This is a genomic window from Bradyrhizobium sp. 134, from assembly GCF_023074155.1.
Taxonomy (GTDB): Bacteria; Pseudomonadota; Alphaproteobacteria; order Rhizobiales; family Xanthobacteraceae; genus Bradyrhizobium.
On the sequence record NZ_JADPKX010000034.1, the window covers coordinates 50,521 to 68,129 of the forward strand.

Below are 17,609 nucleotides of genomic sequence, written 5' to 3' on the forward strand. Positions count from 1 at the left end.
TCGACGGTCACAATTGCGGATGGGACTTGTCATCGATCGATCCCACGCCCCCTGGCCAGCCGCAACCTGTCTCTCCGGCACCGACGCCATCCAATCCGACTTGTCGCAACGGGCACGCCAATTCGCCGGGCGACCTCATCTGCAGCACCTGTGGAGAAATTCTCGACGGACCAGCGCTACCCGTACCGCTGCCCGAGCCGGGACCCCAACTGGGTCCGGAGCCATCGCCGACCGAGACCATCATCGACGGCTGGCGTCTTCTCGACAGGATCAAGTCGTCGAGTACCGTTCGCGAACGTTACACCGCCGTGCAGGACACTAGCGGACGTCGCGGAGTACTTACGTTATATGCGACCGCGTCCGAGCCGGACGGAGCGATCTACGATCTGCTGCGAAAACTTCCACGCGATCACGTCGCCGAGATAATCGCGACCGGTCGATGGTGCGAGCGCGCTTATGAGGTCGTCGAGGAATTCCCGGGCGGCACCATCGCGGATCTGACCCTGGACATCGGCGATCGGACGGCGCTGGAGAGGTTCATCAGCGAACTTGCCCGAGCCGTACATTCGCTGACCGAGGCAGGCCTGCGCCATAGGGACCTCCGTCCCTCCACCATTTTCGTCCGCTCCAGGGATCCGCTCGACCTCGCTATCGGCAGCTTCGGCTCCGCACGGCTTTCGGAATTCGATCTCGACATCGCCTCTCCGCTTGAAACGACCCGCTACATGGCGCCTGAAGCGATTGCAGGCGGCGTAGCGGCGGCTTCAGACTGGTGGAGCTTGGGGATGATCCTGCTGGAGCGGATCACCGCAGGAGCCTGCTTCGAAGGCATCAACGAGCAGGCCTTCCTGATCCACGTGCTGACCAACGGCGTGCCGCTGCCGGAGAATCTGGATCCTTCCATGGACCCGCTTCTTCGCGGCCTTCTCGCAAGCGATCGCCGTCAGCGGTGGCGATGGAAGGAAGTTCAGGCCTGGCTGGCGGGCGAAGCAGTGTCGGCGCCTGCAGGGCAGAAGGCCGGCGAAGCGGAGGGGCGGGCGTCCATCACGCTCGGCGGCAAGCAGTACAGGTCGGCCGGCTCATTCGCACTTGCCGCTGCCGAAGCATCCAACTGGGATGAGGCAAGAGGCCTTCTTCTGCGAGGAGCGGTGGCGACCTGGGCTACGGAGGCGGGCTTCGATGCCAAAGTGCCCGCGGCGCTGCGACAGTTCGCAAGGGTCGAGGAACTGAACGAAGACCTGAAGCTATCGATCTCGTTGAAGACGCTGAACCCGTCGATGCCTTTGATCGTCCGGGGAAACATCGTTACCCCCGGCTGGCTGCTCGACCATCCCGACGACGGCTTCAGCCTCATCACGGGCCCAGCTCCAGATCTTCTTCGAAAGGTCGATGCGGACGATCTGCTTTGGCGGCTGAAACTGCGCGCCGAGACCGTGCGGAAGCGCCTGGAGCAACTCGATATCGACGTCGAGGAGGACCTGCTTCGCGTGCACCTCCTTTCGACTTCGATGGCCCGTTTGTCGGCCCTGTGGGAGGAGAAGCGGACGCTGCTTCCCGACACCGACCATGCGGGCATCGTTTCGCTGGTGGAGAGGCGACAGTCGGCCGAAGAGGATCTGATAATTCTTCTCAGCGCATCGCCGAGCCAATTCCGCTCGGTGGAGGAGGTGATCGAGGAGGCGGCTAAGCAGGCTTCATCGGCAGGCTTGGGCGCCCTTTCGAAGGAGGAGGCTGCGGCGAGACTCGCGCGCCCTCGTCGTGAAATCTACCAGGCCGTAGACGAGCGTGTACAGAATTTCGCCAGGTGTGGGATTTTGACTGTCGACGAATGGGCCGACGAATTTCGACTTGACCGACGCATGCCGATCGGGCGAGCCCTCGCACTTCTCTCGGTTCCGAAAGACACTTGGAAGCCGCTTCCCAAGCAAGGCTACGTTTCGACCATTCTTGATTTCTTCGCGAAAAGAATATCAGGCGGCGTACTGCGCGGACCGCTGACGCGGATGCTCATCGGCAAGACCGCGCGGATAGATCTGACCGAGTTGAATACGGCGCGACTGCCGGGATCGGAGATCCTCAGCCTTCTTTTGGCAAGGGCCGGCCGATCAGTGAACATCGATCCTGCCGCGTTTTCCGAGAACGAAGGCCTGGAGCGCAGACTGCGATCTCTCCATTCCCATGCAGTACTCTACAAGCGAGATACCGGGATCGACGGTCTATATATGGGATTTCCGTTCCTCCTCATGCGGGACGGGAAGCCGAACACGAAGCCGAGGATCGCGCCCGTCCTGCTCTGGCCGGTCAGCGTGTCGCCCGAGGTCGGAAACCGCGGTCACGTCACGATCGGGTACGGACGAGAAAAGAACGTCGAGACGGAAGCGGAACACGTCGTCGTCAACCCGGCCCTCGAAGGCATGGTGGGAATTCCCGAAGCAAGACGATGGCAGGAAGCGGCGGACGAGCTGCTCACCCGCGGCAGTCTTACGACTCAGGATGTGATGGACGCGTTCAGCCAGCTCGCCACGCCTACGGGAAGCGAGTTGGCACCGCTACCCGGTAAGGACGTGAAGGTCGGCTCGCACGAACGACAAATCGTGCCGGCAGCCGTGCTGTTCCATCTCGCTTTCATGGGGCAGGCGGTCATGAAGGATCTCCAGCTCTTGAGAGGAATGCCGCCAACGGCGACCGCGCTCGAGGCAGCACTCCGTCTCACGGATCAGAGGTCGGCGCCGCCGACGCCGGCCCCGGTGCGGGAGATCGATCGCTACTTCACGGCCGACAGCGATCCCTCCCAGGAGGCGGCGGTGATCGAAGCTCGACAGGCACCAGGCCTCGTCATTGAGGGGCCACCGGGGACGGGCAAAAGCCAAACCATCGTCAACATGGTGGCGGACGCGATCGGCAGAGGCAAATCGCTGCTTGTGATTTGCCAGAAGCAACCGGCAATCGACGTCGTCAGGAAGCGCCTCGAAAGAGAGCGACTTGCTGACCGGTTCGTTATGATCACGGATGCGACGCGAGACCGCGAGGCCATCGTCGGCTCGATCCGTTCCCAGGTCGAAACCCTGCATAGTCGTCCCGCGGGCGGCTCGCCGGCCTGGAAACGCGATCGCGAACGATTGGCGGCTCGCATCGACGTGCTCGAAGCGGAACTCGATCGTCAACAGGCCGCCTTGCACGAAGTCGAAAATCGGACGGGATTGACCTATCGGTCATTGCTCGGCGAACTCCTGGCCATCGAGGAAAACGAGCCGAAACCGATCGATGCGCCGGCGCTTCGTTCGCTGCTATCGGATTTGCATCCGTCAGACATCGCGACGGTCGAGGAGAATTGCGGACCGCTTGCGAGATATTGGCTTCCGGCCAAGTTCGAGGGCAATCCCCTATCCTCTCTCAGGGTCTTCAACCCGGACCGCGGAGCAGCGGAGGAGTTCGCTACATCCCTTCGTGCGTTCTCGGACTTGGAGGCAGGACGCGGGAACGCGGAAGCGGAGACCGCGGACTCGTTGAGGATTTCAGATTTCGACGCCTTCAGACAATGGCTTCGGACGGCCGAGCAGCTTCGCTCGATCAGCGAGGGCCTTTGCGCCAATCTCGGACGCTGGCTTCCCATGTTCAGAAGTCCCGAGGGCGGCGGGTCCAAGGGCACGAACATGCTCGCCGGCCTCGTTTGGCTTGAGGAACGCCTCGCTTCGCTTGATCCATCGGCCCACCAGCTAGAGCAGGTTCGGAAACTGGTGGGTATCCAGGACGACGAGCTAAGATCCGCTTCGGAACTGGCGGTCGCGGTACTCCAGCCAGCGAAGGGATTGGCAATGATCAATCCCATGCGTTGGCTTCGAAAACGTCGTCTTCGCGCTCTGCTGACGACTATGAGCTTTGCCAACGACGACCGAGCTATCTCGTCGTTCCATCGCGGGGCCGAACTGGAGTTGGTGCTCAGGCCGCTAAGAATGCAGTTGGCGGGATATCTCACCTCGCTTTTCGGCAAGGCTCCCGATCACGACGTCGCTCCCGGCAAACTCGCCGAACTTTCCAGGAACCTGCATTCGATACTTGCGGTCGTCCACAACCTCGTGACCGTCATCGACGATTGCCCCAACCGGGCCGAACTCGACCGAGCAGCCATGACCGGCAAGATCGAAGGGATCGACGGGTTCTTCGGGCGAGCGGATCGAGCCCTGCGAAGGCAGGATGTCCGGCAGCAAAGCCATGCGGCGCTGGATGATCTCGCCCGATATTTTGACGCGGCTTGGATCGAATCGCGACGCGCGACGATCGACGGCGGCCGGTCAAACGAGGCCGCCATCGCCGAAATACTCCAAGCGTTACCCATGCTTGCGCCATACCAGGAATTTCGGCTCCGCTCCGTTCGTCTCGGCGACAAGGAACGCGCTATCTTCCGCACTCTTCGCTCGAAGGAAGCTGAACTCTCGCTCATCGGTACCGGTGATCTTGATTCTTGTATCCGGGCAACCATCGGGCGGGAGGCGCGGCTGGCCTGGAAGAGCGCGATGGAAGCCGCCAATCCGGAGGTACTCCTCGATAGCAGAGCGGTCGAAGCGAAGGTGACGTCGCTTGCCGAAGCCGACGCGCAAATCAGGGATTGCAACAGGGAGCTTCTGATCCACGGCATCGACGTCAGCCGCGTCCACCCGACGCGAGAGTGGGAACCGATCACTCGACTTCGCGGTCCGAGGGCGTTGCGCCTTCGAGAGTTCATCGAGAAAGCCGCTCCGCTAGGCCTTTTCGCGCTACGACCGGTTTGGCTGATGACTCCCGACATCGCGAGCCGGGTGCTGCAGGCGCGTCCCGGCACGTTCGATACCGTCATTTTCGACGAAGCCTCCCAGATGCCGGTGGAATACGCGTTGCCATCGCTGTTCCGGAGCAAGATAGTGATCGTGAGCGGGGACGAGAAGCAGATGCCGCCCACGACATTCTTCGCGAGCAAGGTCGAGAACGACGAAGCGGCGATCTTCGATGGCGAGGAGCCGGAAGAGGAAGCGACCGAAGAGGAGCGCGAAGCCTTCGCGGAAACGTGGAATAGGCGGGAGATCAAGGATTGTCCCGACCTGCTCCAGCTTGCCCGCTCCGCTCTCCAAAGCCGAACCCTGCAGGTCCACTATCGTTCGAAATACCGCGAGCTAATCTCGTTTTCGAATGCTTCGTTCTACGCGAACGGACTTAGCGTGCCGGTTCGGCACCCCGACGAAATAATCCGGAGGATCAAGCCTATCGAGGTTCTCCGTTCGGACGGCATCTACAAGAGCCAGACCAATCCCAAGGAAGCCTCCGATGTGGTGGAGTATCTCAGCGGCCTCTGGGAAGATGCTTCTCCGCCATCAGTCGGTGTCGTGACATTCAATCGCAAGCAGGCGGACGCAATCGAGGACGCACTGGAAGCGCGCGCCGAAAACGACGAGGGCTTTCGTGATGCCTTGATGCGGGAACGCGAGCGCGTCGAAGCCGGTGAGGACATGGGCTTCTTCGTCAAGAACGTGGAGAACGTTCAGGGCGACGAACGCGACGTCATCGTGTTCTCGACCACTTTCGGACGCAACGAGCATGGCGTCTTCCGCAAAAGCTTCGGTGCACTCGGTCATGCCGGCGGCGAGCGGCGCTTGAACGTGGCCGTGACTCGGGCGAGGGAAAAGGTAGTCATCGTCACGTCAATGCCGGTATCCGAGATTTCCGACCTCCTGACCCGGCGCAGCGGACCGCGTGTACCGCGTGACTATCTGCAGGGTTACCTCGAATACGCCCGTACCGTTTCGGATGGATCGGCGGAATCCGGCAGAGCCTTGCTCGAACGCCTTGTGACGGAAGCGCGTGCGGATCACGAATACGAAGGCTACGCAGACGATGGCTTCACGAAATCCGTCGAGAAATTCCTGGAGACCAACGGATGGAAGCCGACCAAGGCGCGCGACGGTGGCGCGTTCAGTCTCGATTTCGCGATCACCGATCCTCGCACGGGCCTGTATGCGCTAGGCGTGGAGTGCGACGCTCCGCGGCACCTGTTGCTCCAAAGAGCCCGAGCGCGCGAGGTCTGGCGCCCGAAGGTTCTGAATGGAGCGGTGCCGTTCATTCACCGGGTTTCGTCCTACGCGTGGACCCATTCCGGGGATGAAGAGCGTCAGCGCCTCAAGCGAGCCGTCGAAAACGCCCTGCATAACGGAGGAGGATACCGATGAGTGGTCCGAAAGCCTTCCGGATAGTCACCCGCGCGGAAATCATCTCGATTTGCCGGCGTAGCTTGGCGCGTCTGGACGCGGCCGTCGAATTTTGGACTTCGACCTGTAAGCGCAACGGGACGATCGATCAGTCGGATATCGACCGGGTTGTCGCTCGACGCGACGAGATTCGCCGGATGCTCGACGCGGATAGGTTCACTGACCTTCAAAAGCAGGTCATAGCCGAAATTTCATATTTGAGCGCCGATGCCGAGCGACGCGCGGAAAAGGCCGCAGAATCTGAAGCGAAGCGAAAGGGCGATCAGAGGCGTGCCAAGTCCGCGGCCCAGGCACTGCTCGCGAAGTTCGAAGCTTCCCACATCGAGATCCCGATCGATCTTCGACGAGAGCTTACGACGGCCGCGGCGTCCGTCGAGAGCCTCAACAAGGCTGTAAGCAAGGGGCTGATGCTGCTTCAGCCAACCGATCGCTCCGAAGGTGTCACCGAGCGTCAGCGGGCGCTCGCCGACCGGCTCGGTGCCGGCGACCGTCGTATCACGCTCGAGGAGTGGACTTCTCAGCAAACCGGCGCAAGCGACGACCAGGCGCTTTTGAAGGTGGACAAGCTCCTTGGCGAACTTGACGGCCTTGGGATCGATCCCAGTCCTTTTTCCGCTCGGATCGCGGCTCTCGAGGCCGAGCCGCGCGCCCGGCAGGCTCTTGTTGCCGACAGCCTGCTCCTCGATCTTAACTCCGCGATCAAGACCGGACGCGGGCGCGCGCGCCTCGAACGGGATCTTGCTGAGCGGCATGCCGAACTGTCGGAGATGAAATCGGCCGAAGCGACCGCGTTGCGCGTCGAAATCGAGCGGGCCATTGCGAAGGCCGGCAGCAATGACCAGGAACTGGTCAAACGCGCCGATTTCCTGATCGAGGCCGAAGTTCGCTCCATAGCTGCGGAGGAGCGGCGACGCGCCGTCTTGGAGGGGCTCTCGAGCCTCGGTTATGAGGTCTCTGAGGGGATGATGACGGCTTGGGTCTCGGGCGGCCGGATCGTTCTCCGAAAACCCGCCAATCCGGGGTATGGGGTCGAACTTTCGGGCGGATCGCAAGCGGACCTCATGCAGGTTAGGGCCGTCGGTATTGGAAATCCCGCCGAGGCGCGGGACGCGGGCCGTGATAGGGACATGGAGACGATCTGGTGCGGAGAGTTTGAACGCCTGCAGTCGCTGGTCGCGAAAGCGGGAGGAAACGTCTCCCTCGAGAGCGCCCGTCCGGTCGGGCAATATCCACTCAAGGTGGTTGAGGACCTAGCGGCCCGTCCGGCGGATGTCGACGTTGCTGCGACACGACATCATAGCCGGCAATAGATCTTGGATTGGTCGAGCGGAGCGTCCGGCTTGCTGTGATGTTGCAAAACCAACGCTTCACGCCGGCGGGCGCGGGATCGTCCTCCTCGGACATGCGACCGGTGGCCGATCCGCCGCAGCCGCCCGCGCCGCCGCCGGTCGTCGCCCAGCCTTCGGCGGTCGGCGAGAACGGCTTCGGGAGACGGCAGATCGAGCATTCGGTCGGAAAGCCAGGCTGTCCTGCATCTCGGCATGTCCTGGAGCCGTTGCCGCCTTAGGTCCTCCATCCCGATCAACATGCCTGAATCCTAGAACCGGCAAAACTCGGCTAACATGGGACTTTCCCTCGTTGGGGGCATTGCATGTTCGACATGGCAACCACCGCGCTTTTGCGCGCGGTTATCGAAGAAGGATGCGAGGGTCTCCCGCAGCGCGAGATCGGAGCGCGTACGCATGTGGCATCGAAGATCCTGGAGGCCGCCACCATCGGCGAACTCTCTCCCGAAGACCTCAGACAGGTCGGCCGCAAGGCCCTCTCGCACGCGCCCACCATGTGGCGCTAACTGAGAGCGGGGGCGCGGACGTGAACTTCCAGGTCACTGTTTTGAAGATCTTGGCGGCATACCCGGACGGGTTTGCCGTGATGGAAGACCTCAAGCGTGACATGGCTATCCTGGCGACGAGTGGCCGCGACTGGGCGGACCGGACCAGGCGGCTTGCGGCCAGGGTGCCCGGCCTGGACATCTGGTCACAAGGACTGGTCGAGCGCCTAAGCGGGGGATGGAAGATCACAGCCAAAGGCCGGGCAGTGCTCGACCTCATGGAGGCCCGCCCAGCGGCGTCGGAGGCCGTCCAGGTGCCCGCCGTCGAAGATTCCATTGCGGCGTCCACGTCGCCCGTTTCTCCGCTGCGGCAGCCCGCAGAACGTGCGAAGCGGCGGCGCGAGCGCCGGGAGCGTCGCCGTGAGGCCCGTGAACGAGCAAGGGCGAACGCCTCCTGAGAGAGGTTAAAGAAAAAAGCCGCCAGCGGAGCTGGGCGGCTTGATAGTCCCGGACCGTCGGTTGCCTCCCCAGCCCCAAGCGTACCGCCGTTACCTTGTTTGCGGCCATGCCGCTCCGAACTATCGAATGCGTTTCGATTCGGCTATTGGGCCGCCGATTTATGCACGGCGCATTTTGCAGAGCCGGCGAGGGGCGGGGATGAGGAAGCCGACTTGGAGGCTATGGCCAGCCGAGACCGTCACCTTCGCCCACACCACGCCCAGCACCCGATTCCAAGGCGAGGGCTCGTTTCCGCCGACGAGAGCGCGTGACGTTAAGGCCGGCTTGCAACCCATCGCGGAGAGCGCCGTCTAAGAACCGATCGCGGGACTAGGCGGGGGCCTTCAGAGAATCGAGACGCTTGCGCAGAAATGCCAAAACCATGATCTCGTCGGAAGTGAGCTTGGCGTACTGGCGCTTGAACTTCTGCGCGATCTTGGCTTCGATCATCTTCACGAGATCACCGGACATGTAGGCGTTCAGGACTTCCGGATGCACGTAGCACTTGCGGCAGATTGCGGGCGTGTTGCCGAGCTGCTTCGAGACGCTCTCGATCGCGGCAACGACGTTGCGCTTCGCCTCGGCCTGGCTGTCGTACTTCTTGAACTCGGTCAGCGCCAACGCCGCCAGAACCGTCCCCGCCCAAGTCCGGAAATCCTTTGCGCTGAAGTCCTCGCCTGTGATGTCCTTGATGTAGGCATTGACGTCGCCGGAATCGACGGTACGCGGCTGCCCGTCGTCGTCCAGGTACTTGAAGAGCTCATGTCCTGGGATCTCCGCGCAGCGCTTCACGATCGCGGCAATCCGCTTGTCCTCGACGCGAAGTTTCCAGTGTTTGCCCGACTTGCCCGTGAAGTCGAACCGAAGGACGCCGCGGCCCACCGCAACGTGCTTTCGTCGCATCGTGGTGAGCCCGTAGGACTTGTTTTTCTCGGCATACTCGGCGTTGCCGACCCGGATCAAAGTCTTCTCCAGAAGACTGACGATCGTGGCCAGAACCTTCACGCGAGGTAGCCCTTCCAGCTTCATGTCGGCCGCGACACGGTCGCGCAGCGCGGGCAGCGCGGCGGCGAGCTGGACGATGTGTTCGTACTTGTTCTGGTCGCGCAGCTCGCGCCATTTCGCGTGGTAGCGGTACTGCTTGCGGCCCCGCGCATCGAGCCCGGTCGCCTGGATGTGACCATTCGCCGAGGGGCAGATCCAGACGGATTCATAGGCCGGGGGGATACCGATGGACTTGATGCGCCGGATAACGGCGGCATCGGTGATGCGCTTCCCGTCCTTGTCGTAGTAGCTGAAGGTAGTCCCCGTCCGCTTGCGGGTGTAACCGGGCGCGGAGTCGCTGACATAGCGGAGGCCTTCTTCCGCAATGGTGGCTGCGACCTCGGCGGTGCGGTCCAGAACCTGTTCTTCGTTGCGAGTCTCTCGGAGCATGGGCCTGTCCTCGGAAGCACCCGGGGATCGAGGCTCCACTCCTTTCTAAAGGAATGAAGACAGCGGTTGGTTCCGTTGGGAGATCTGTGGGTCGTATATGCTGATCAGTGGCCGCGCAGAATACCGAAGCTAGAGCCGGTGGTTCCTCTCGACGGGGCGCTCCGCAGGCTGACGATAGCGGCAAGGCCCAACTTCAGACAATCGCCACAAAGTTTACGGACACGCTTTCCCAATTAGTCTGTGCGAAGGCCGCTATGTCCCAATATTCGCTCGATGTGTTGCGTCAGCGCTATGTCGTCGAGAAACGACCACTCGAGGCCAGCGTCGAGCAGATCCTGCGGGCTGACGGCCGCGCGGGAGCACGTGCCATCCTGGCTTCGATCGACAAACGGCGCTTCGAAAACAGGTCCGAAGGACAGCGCCTCCGCAAGATGCTCAGTTTCGAAACCTCTCTCTGGGAGAGCGGCCTTCATGCCGTGGCGGGCGTGGACGAGGCTGGAATGAGCCCTCTCGCCGGGCCGGTCTCCGCTGGCGCTGTGATCCTGAAACCCGGCACGCGGATAGTTGGGATCGACGACTCGAAGAAACTCGACGCCGCGGCTCGCGAAGAGCTCGCGAAGGAGATCAAGGCAAAGGCAGTGAGTTGGTGTGTTGCGTTCGTAGAGGTCGAGGAGATCGACACGATCAACATCTATTGGGCGGGCATCCAAGCGATGCAGCGTGCAGTCCGAGGGCTAGGGTTGAGGCCGCAGCACTTGCTGATCGACGCAAAGCGGTTGAAGGAGATCGACGTCCCCCAGCAGGCCATCATCAAGGGCGACGCCAAGTCCGCCAGCATCGCTGCTGCGTCGATCCTGGCGAAAGTCGAGCGCGACACGGTCATGCGGACTCTCGACATTCGTCACCCTGGCTACGGCTTCGCGGATCACAAGGGCTACCCGGTGCCGGCTCATTACGAAGCTCTCGCCAGGCTGGGCGCTTGCGCAGCTCACCGCCGGTTGTTCGGACCTGTGCGCAAGGCTCTCGGGTTGCCGCCCCTGCCGCCTTGGCCTTCCGCATCCGAGCGCGAAGCCGGCTGAACTCCAGGTCGTCCGCTTCGGCTTGGCGGCGTTATTTGCGCGACCAACTCTTTTCGCGCACGACGTCATTGGCCTTTTTGTCGGACCGCAGGCCGAGATAGACGGGCTGGCGCAGCTCTCCCTTGCTGGTCCACTCCGCGAACTTCACTTCCGCGACCAACGAAGGACGGACCCAGGTCGTGACCCGCTCATCCTTCACCTTGGCGGGGAACGGCGACTTGCTTGTCTTGATCCTGGCGAGCTTGCCGTGAAGCTCTTCGAGAACCTGGCGGCTGAAGCCCGTGCCGACGTGGCCGATGTACCGCCACGCATCGTCTTCGCGCACTGCCAGCACAAGAGCGCCGAAAAAGGGCCGGGTTCGCCTCGGCGCCGTGAAGCCGGCGATCACGACCTCCTGCCGCTGCGCGGTCTTCACCTTCAGCCAATCGGCGGTACGGCGTCCGGACGCGTACGGGCTGTCGGCACGCTTGGCCATGATGCCTTCCAGATGCCTCCGCTCGGCTTCTGCGAAGAACTTCGTCCCCTTGCCTTTGCGGTGGTTGCTGAACGCGAGCAGCTTGTGTCGCGGCAGGATCGCCTTTAGCCGCTTCTTGCGCTCGAGGAGCGGCAGCGCACGCAGGTCCTCTCCGTCCGCGAACATGAGATCGAACGCGCAGTACAAGAGCTTGGCTTCATGGCGCAGGGCGTTCTGGAGCAATTGGAAATGGGATGCGCCGTCCTTGCCGATCGCGACGAGCTCGCCATCGATCACCGCATCCCCATTCACGCGTTCAAGTGCTTTTGCGACCTCTACGTAGGAGTGGCTGATGATCTTCCCGTTACGGCTGTAGAGCGCGACCCGACCACCCCGGATTTCCGCGACCATGCGGAAACCATCGAACTTGTCCTCGAAAACCCAATTAACATCGTCGAACGGCGCGTCCGTCAGCGTGGCCAGCATGGGCTGAAGGCGATAAGGCAGGGTCGATTTTCGGGCCATGGCAGGCGCTCTCTACAGGGCCGGCAAAGGCCGAAACGAGGAGGACGGAAGCCGGACCCGCGCGCTATCGCCAGCCGCTACCGGTCCCCCGGCCCGGACCACGCCCAGCACTCCGGATTTGAACGCAGGGCCCGTTTCCGCCGACGAGAGCACGTGCCGTTTGAGCCCGGCCTGGTAGCGGTCGATGAGGACGCAGGGCGTCCGGAGACCGGTCAGCTCGACGATGGCCGTGGGCCCGAGCTCAACGAGCGTCCCGAGCGGCATCCGCTCGAGGTCCAGACCGGCCGTGGTGATATTCTCCCCGAGCTCTCCCGCTGCGATCTCGAAGCCGGCTTCCAGAAGGGAAGCGAAGAGCTCGACCGGGATCAGGTGGACCTGCCTGAGATTAGGCAGGCGGGGCTGGCGACGGGCGAGATAGCGGTGCCGGACGAACGCGCCGGCGTGGGCGTCGCCTTCGACGCCGTGGCCTTCCACCAGGATTATGTTGTCCTGAGTTGGTTTGCTGAAGTGGTGCCGGCGATCGGCGGCGACTGCCACCACCCTTCCCCGCAATGAGAAATCGTGTTTCTGCGGCATTAAGCGGCGCGGCCCAGCGAGCGCCGCTTCTGGCGTAGGTAGCGCGTGATTTCTGAGAGCGACAACGCGTTCAGGACCCGCTCGGCGGGGACACCGCCCTTGCGGGCCATCAGGACGCCCCAGTGCATGTGGTCGAGTTCGGGAATCGAGTGCGCGTCCGGATTGATGCTCAGCATGCAGCCAAATTCGAGGGCGGCTCGGTGCCAGCGCCAGTCCAGGTCGAGCCGCCATGGGTGAGCGTTGACCTCTACGGCGACGTCGTGCTTCGCGCAGGCCCGCAGCACCTTCTCGACGTCAATTTCGTAGCCCGGCCGGCGCTGGAGCTGTCGCCCCGTCATGTGGCCGATGATGGTGGTGTGAGGGTCGGAAATGGCCCGAAGCAGGCGCTGCGTCTGCGCCTTGCGATCCAGCTTGAAGCGCCCGTGGATGCTGGCGACCACGAAATCGAAGCGCTCCAGCACCTCATCCGGATAATCGAGCGAGCCGTCGGCCAGAATGTCTGATTCGATGCCTTTGAGAATCCGGAAATCCTTTCCGAAGCGCTTGTTCAGCCGGTCGGCTTCCCGATGCTGCTCTGCGATCTCCTTGACGGAGAGACCGCCCGCGTAGTGGGCTGACTTGGAATGATCGGCGACGCCGAAATACTCGAAGGCTCGCTGACGTGTGGCCTTGGCCATCCTGTCCAGGGTCTCGGTGCCGTCGGAGGCATCGGTGTGGCAGTGAAGGATTCCGCGCAGGTCCTCGTCGGTGACGAGCTTCGGCAACTTGCCCTTCAGAGCGAGCTCGAGCTCGCCGAGCCCCTCCCGGAGTTCGGGATCGATGAAGGGCAGACCGAGGGCACTATAAATCTCGGCCTCGTTGCCGGCGATTAGGGTGCTGCCCTTGTGCAAGCCGTCGGCCTCCAACCGCAGACCCTTCTCGGCCGCCAAGGCTTGAAGCTGCTCGATGTGGCCCGCGGAGCCGGTGGCGAAGAGAAGGGCTGCGCCGAAGTGCTTGCGGTCGGATACTCTAATTTGCAGGCCGTCGGCCGATGGCGCCGATGAGGCGTCCGGCTTGGCAGCCTCCGCAACGATCGCGAGATCGCCGACGAGTTCGCAGCCGCGGCGGAAATCGCCGGCGATCGTCACACGCTTGAGTTTGGGGCGGGACTTGCGGATCGAGTCCTTCGCGTGCGCGAGCAGCGCGGCGGCGCGGTGCAGGTGGAGGCGGCCCTCTCCGCTTTTGGCGATCGCGAGGTTCTGCAGGATCTTGGTCTGCAGCGCGGCGCCGAGTCCTTTCGCCCTCTTGATGCGGTCATCCTTGGCGGCCGCCTCCAACTCCGAGAGCGAGCCGATGCCGAGATCCTTGTACAGGCGCAGCACCTTCTCCGGACGAAGGCCGGGTACAGCGAGCATCTCGAGCACGCCCGCGGGAATCTCCTTCCGCAGCTTTTCGAGGCTGGGATGACTGCCCGTCTTGTGTACCTTGGTGATGATGTCGGCAATTGCATCGCCGACGCCCGGGATCTCAGTAAGTCGATCTTCGGCGACGAGCACGTCCAGAGGAACGGCTAGGGCAGTCAGGCTGTCGGCGGCCCGAGAGTAAGCTTTCGCTCGGTAGGGATTGCCGCCTCGCAAGCCGGTGCGTTGCGCGTACTCTCGCAGGAGACTTGCCACACCGCGCGCGTCGAGCGAAGGCATTCAGCCAGCCTCCCGGTCCGAGCTTTGCGGCGCCGCCGGAGTAAGGCGACCGCCGGAACGGTCACTTGGCCGGCGATCGAGAGAGGCCTCAAGCTTCTGGGCTGCGCGAAAGTCCTCAAGGTGCTGGATATTGGGGCCGTAGGCAGCCTCCTTTTTGAGGAGATTGTAGATCCGGCCGGCCACCAGTTGCAGATGCTTCATCTTGCCCCGCGGCATGGATCTCGCTTTGCAGAGAGCTCGGACGGCGTAGGCGCGGAAGTAATCGAATGCGTCTGACATGATGTCAGTAACGCCGGCTCTCGCCGAGAGTTCGATGAACTCTGAGAAGGACTGGATCGCCCATCAGCGCCCGTCGGGCCCTGGCGAAACCTTGCGTGCGGTCGCTGGAACTCCTCGCCGCCTTCGAAGTTGCGAGACTCGTTGATTGAGGTAGGTAGACTGCCCGCCGTCGGCCCCAACCCGGCGGCGGGATTTTCGTGAGTTGAGTAGCGTGGCAAAGCGTACAAAGGCGCCTCGGGCCGAAAAGACCGAGGTCCCTACAATGCCGGGGTTCATCGAACCCCAGTTGGCGACCCTGAAGCTGAAGGCGCCTTCAGGATCCCAATGGATTCACGAAGTCAAATACGACGGGTACCGCATTCAGCTCCGGATCGACGGCGACGATCGCCGGGCCTACACCCGCAACGGCTACAACTGGATCAGCAAATTTTCGAGGATTGCTGCCGCCTTCGACATCGAAGGACAGGCAATCGTCGACGGCGAGGTTGTCGTCATCCATGATGGGCGCACGAACTTCTCCGAGCTGCAGGCAGACCTCGGCAGAGGCGATCAGGATCGACTGGTCTACTTCGCTTTCGATCTGCTTTGGCTGGACGGCAGAGATCTGCGGAAAGAGCCGCAGATCGAGCGGAAGAGGCTGCTCAACGATCTGATCGAGGAGCACGACCTCAAGGAGCCCGTCCTCTATAGCGAGCACCACGAAGGGGATGGACAGGCACTGTTGGCCGCAGCCAGCAAGCTGAATTACGAAGGCATCGTCTCCAAGCGGGTGGATGCACCATATCGATCGGATCGGGTGGAGGCATGGCAGAAGATCAAGGTCGTTCAGAAGGGCAAGTTTCCCGTGGTCGGCTTCATCAAGGACCCATCCGGCGTCGCCGCGCTCTATCTGGGCAAGAAGGAAGGCAAGGATCTGGTCTACATGGGGAAGGTCGGGACCGGATGGAGCCGAACCACCTCGGCGCAGATCCGCAAGGCGCTCGACACCGTGGTAAGCCCGAAGCAGAAGCTGACCAAGACCATCAGGAAGCCGAAGGCCACGTGGGTCGAACCCAAGTTCTATGCCGACATCGAGTACCGCGACATCACCTCCGAAGGTCTGCTGCGGGCCAGCTCGTTCAAGGGGTTGAGCAAAGGAACGCGCCGGGCATAGCCGCGTTTTCCTGCGGAGTATGTGGAGTACCGGTCATGAATCCGGAACAGCGAGTTGCGAAGGCCTTGGAAGACGCACAAGGCATCTTGGCCCGGCATGTCGAGCCCGGCCCCAGAGATTGCGAGCAAACCATAAACAAGCTGCTGGATGTGCTCGACGACGAAGCCGTCGTGCAGGCGCTCAAGGATTCGAAGATGGAAAAGCCCACAACTGAACAACTCGACGAGCTCAAGCGGCTCAGTGCAATCGCGCGTGTGCCGGACGAATCGGAGATCGTGACTTCGAAGGAAGAAGCCGAAACTCGGATCCGCGATCTGAATGACAAAGCTCGGATGGAATGAGGCGATCCCAGGACGACATCCATAGCGAAGAGCTCGGCCGGCGAAGGGACGTCGATTTCGGACACCCGGCATGAACTCGATGGACACGTTCGATCCCGATATGCCGTGCCGCGTTCACAATGGCCTCAATGACCAGATCATCGAATGGCGCACCCAGTGGGCGGCGTCGATGTACCGCCAACACGCGTCGAAATGGCATGAGGGCGTCGTAGCCTTGGGACGGTCTGTATTCGACGGATGGCTCCATCTTGTGACCACTGAGCCGCGAGCGAGAGCTGACGCGGAACCCGCGAATCCTTGCGGCGTTGCATCGTCATCAAGTTTGCAAGAGGAGGAGCCGATGGCGGCAGCGAAGAAGGTAACCGCGCGTGGACGCAAGCAGGACCGGGCACGCGTCGCCAAGGGACAGGACTACGAAGTCCGCTACGAAGCGAAGAAAACCGGCCGCTCGGCCTCGGCGGTGAAGAAGGCCGTCAAGAAAGTCGGCAATTCCCGCAAGCGCGTTGAGAAGCGTCTCGGCCGGTAGGCTGCCTCAGATCCGGCCGGAGAACCGTGTGAATGCGGTCAGCCTCTGCACGCTGGGCTCGACGTCCTGCATGTAGATCTGGGTCCTCAGGAACGCGATCTCCTGGTCGAGGGCGGTCTCGTCGACGTCAATGAACCAAGACTTGGGTTCGCTGCCGTCATTCCAGCGGTAGCCTCGCCGCTTCAAGGAGTCCTTGAGCTCGAAAACCGTCTGCTCCGCCCAGACCCGCATCGTCGGCTTGCGTGCGGTCTCTAGCAGTAGCGCGAGCGCCGGCGCGCCCGTCGTGGGCAATTCGAAGGCAAGGACCTCCAGCAGGGCGTGGCAGTCGTGGACGGCCCGGTGCGCCTGGTGGAAGAAGCCGGCCCCGTTGAGCAGATAGCCGAGCTGCGCGCCCGCGAAGCCGTGAGCGCGCCAGTCGATCTCGGTCGCGCTGCAGGCCCAGGCCTTGTGCTCGAACACTGGCCAGTAACGCTCGACGAACCTTCGGTCGAAACCACTGTTATGGGCGATTGTGATGACTGACTGACCGACGAAGTCCGTCACGGCCGCAGCGTCGAGCCGATGCCCCGCCACGATCTCATCGGTGATTCCGGTGAGCGCAGTGACCTCCGCGGAAATCGGCACGCTCGGCTCATTGAAGGCCGAGAATGTGTCACGGACGCCGACGATGCGGCCATCGGCCGAGTAGTCGAATTTGACCATCCCGAGCTCGATGATCTCATCCTTGGCGTGGTCGAGGCCGGTCGTCTCGGTGTCGAGCAGGATGCCGATCTTGATTTCCTGTCCGGAGGCCGGCAACGACGTCGGCCGTGGCACCAAGGCGACGCAGCACCCGGTACTCGCTCGATCGGCCTAGTACCTCGGCCATCGCGGCCAGATCCGGCCTCGATGATCCTTGAGGCCGCCAGCAACGGCGAGACCTCGGTAGACGGGCTGAAGCAGATCGGCAGGAGAGCCCTCAGCGAGGCGCCGATCCTGCGGAATTGATTCCGCCCAGC

The 17,609-nt window shown here is 62.5% G+C and carries 13 protein-coding genes and 1 pseudogene; 8 read left to right on the forward strand and 6 right to left on the reverse strand.

Annotated features, from left to right (window positions below; translation table 11 throughout):
* Window positions 1-26 precede the first annotated feature (26 nt).
* From IVA75_RS09885 to IVA75_RS09900, 4 genes are all read left to right on the forward strand, one after another.
* Window positions 27-6,197 carry an AAA domain-containing protein gene (locus IVA75_RS09885; RefSeq protein ID WP_247284856.1) on the forward strand — a complete coding sequence of 2,057 codons (6,171 nt, stop codon included), beginning with the start codon at window positions 27-29 and terminating at the stop codon, window positions 6,195-6,197.
* Window positions 6,194-7,546, forward strand: coding sequence for a hypothetical protein (locus IVA75_RS09890; protein ID WP_247284857.1), 1,353 nt, complete (start codon window positions 6,194-6,196; stop codon window positions 7,544-7,546). The genes IVA75_RS09885 and IVA75_RS09890 overlap by 4 nt, the downstream gene beginning before the upstream one ends.
* Before the next feature lie 341 nt (window positions 7,547-7,887).
* On the forward strand, window positions 7,888-8,088 hold the full coding sequence (locus IVA75_RS09895; RefSeq protein ID WP_247284858.1) for a hypothetical protein: 201 nt from the start codon (window positions 7,888-7,890) through the stop codon (window positions 8,086-8,088).
* A gap of 20 nt (window positions 8,089-8,108) precedes the next feature.
* The gene (locus IVA75_RS09900; RefSeq protein ID WP_247284859.1) at window positions 8,109-8,525 is read left to right on the forward strand and encodes a hypothetical protein; all 417 of its coding nucleotides are present in this window, start codon (window positions 8,109-8,111) and stop codon (window positions 8,523-8,525) included.
* A 370-nt stretch (window positions 8,526-8,895) separates the two neighbouring features.
* On the opposite strand, the gene IVA75_RS09905 is transcribed toward IVA75_RS09900, so the two are convergent.
* Complete coding sequence (locus tag IVA75_RS09905) at window positions 8,896-9,999, reverse strand: DNA topoisomerase IB (RefSeq protein WP_247284860.1); 1,104 nt, start codon at window positions 9,997-9,999, stop codon at window positions 8,896-8,898.
* A 254-nt stretch (window positions 10,000-10,253) separates the two neighbouring features.
* Between IVA75_RS09905 and IVA75_RS09910 the strand changes: the two genes are divergently transcribed.
* Entirely contained in the window at window positions 10,254-11,078 is an 825-nt protein-coding gene (locus tag IVA75_RS09910) for a ribonuclease HII (RefSeq protein WP_247285443.1), read from the forward strand.
* A gap of 31 nt (window positions 11,079-11,109) precedes the next feature.
* Here IVA75_RS09910 and ligD (IVA75_RS09915) read toward each other — a convergent pair whose 3' ends face one another.
* Genes ligD (IVA75_RS09915) through IVA75_RS09930 form a run of 4 tightly spaced genes read right to left on the reverse strand, consistent with a single transcriptional unit; the run spans window position 11,110 to window position 14,528 of the window.
* Entirely contained in the window at window positions 11,110-12,057 is a 948-nt protein-coding gene (gene ligD, locus IVA75_RS09915) for a non-homologous end-joining DNA ligase (RefSeq protein WP_247284861.1), read from the reverse strand.
* 12 nt (window positions 12,058-12,069) lie between these two features.
* Window positions 12,070-12,633 (reverse strand): MOSC domain-containing protein, encoded by a 564-nt coding sequence (locus IVA75_RS09920; RefSeq protein WP_247284862.1) that lies wholly within the window; start codon window positions 12,631-12,633, stop codon window positions 12,070-12,072.
* On the reverse strand, window positions 12,633-14,312 hold the full coding sequence (locus IVA75_RS09925) for a DNA polymerase/3'-5' exonuclease PolX (RefSeq protein WP_247284863.1): 1,680 nt from the start codon (window positions 14,310-14,312) through the stop codon (window positions 12,633-12,635). The genes IVA75_RS09920 and IVA75_RS09925 overlap by 1 nt, the downstream gene beginning before the upstream one ends.
* Window positions 14,313-14,528: a hypothetical protein gene (locus IVA75_RS09930; RefSeq protein ID WP_247284864.1), complete on the reverse strand. Its 216-nt coding sequence runs from the start codon at window positions 14,526-14,528 to the stop codon at window positions 14,313-14,315.
* Between the two features lie 274 nt (window positions 14,529-14,802).
* Between IVA75_RS09930 and ligD (IVA75_RS09935) the strand changes: the two genes are divergently transcribed.
* The 3 genes from ligD (IVA75_RS09935) (at window position 14,803) to IVA75_RS09945 (ending at window position 16,611) form a co-directional block, all read left to right on the forward strand.
* Window positions 14,803-15,744 carry a non-homologous end-joining DNA ligase gene (ligD, locus tag IVA75_RS09935; RefSeq protein WP_247284865.1) on the forward strand — a complete coding sequence of 314 codons (942 nt, stop codon included), beginning with the start codon at window positions 14,803-14,805 and terminating at the stop codon, window positions 15,742-15,744.
* A 35-nt stretch (window positions 15,745-15,779) separates the two neighbouring features.
* The gene (locus tag IVA75_RS09940; RefSeq protein WP_247284866.1) at window positions 15,780-16,085 is read left to right on the forward strand and encodes a hypothetical protein; all 306 of its coding nucleotides are present in this window, start codon (window positions 15,780-15,782) and stop codon (window positions 16,083-16,085) included.
* 340 nt (window positions 16,086-16,425) lie between these two features.
* Complete coding sequence (locus IVA75_RS09945) at window positions 16,426-16,611, forward strand: DUF3606 domain-containing protein (protein WP_247285445.1); 186 nt, start codon at window positions 16,426-16,428, stop codon at window positions 16,609-16,611.
* Between the two features lie 6 nt (window positions 16,612-16,617).
* Here the strand turns inward: IVA75_RS09945 and IVA75_RS09950 are convergent.
* A pseudogene (locus IVA75_RS09950) lies at window positions 16,618-17,479 on the reverse strand (3'-5' exonuclease).
* Window positions 17,480-17,609 lie beyond the last annotated feature (130 nt).

Coding starts and splice junctions, on each gene's coding strand:
- IVA75_RS09905 (WP_247284860.1), bottom strand. CDS start 9,999: ATGCTCCGAGAGACTCGCAACGAAGAACAGGTTCTGGACCGCACCGCC.
- IVA75_RS09910 (WP_247285443.1), top strand. CDS start 10,254: ATGTCCCAATATTCGCTCGATGTGTTGCGTCAGCGCTATGTCGTCGAG.
- IVA75_RS09890 (WP_247284857.1), top strand. CDS start 6,194: ATGAGTGGTCCGAAAGCCTTCCGGATAGTCACCCGCGCGGAAATCATC.
- IVA75_RS09920 (WP_247284862.1), bottom strand. CDS start 12,633: ATGCCGCAGAAACACGATTTCTCATTGCGGGGAAGGGTGGTGGCAGTC.
- IVA75_RS09895 (WP_247284858.1), top strand. CDS start 7,888: ATGTTCGACATGGCAACCACCGCGCTTTTGCGCGCGGTTATCGAAGAA.
- ligD (WP_247284861.1), bottom strand. CDS start 12,057: ATGGCCCGAAAATCGACCCTGCCTTATCGCCTTCAGCCCATGCTGGCC.
- IVA75_RS09925 (WP_247284863.1), bottom strand. CDS start 14,312: ATGCCTTCGCTCGACGCGCGCGGTGTGGCAAGTCTCCTGCGAGAGTAC.
- IVA75_RS09940 (WP_247284866.1), top strand. CDS start 15,780: ATGAATCCGGAACAGCGAGTTGCGAAGGCCTTGGAAGACGCACAAGGC.
- IVA75_RS09930 (WP_247284864.1), bottom strand. CDS start 14,528: ATGCCGCGGGGCAAGATGAAGCATCTGCAACTGGTGGCCGGCCGGATC.
- IVA75_RS09945 (WP_247285445.1), top strand. CDS start 16,426: ATGGCGGCAGCGAAGAAGGTAACCGCGCGTGGACGCAAGCAGGACCGG.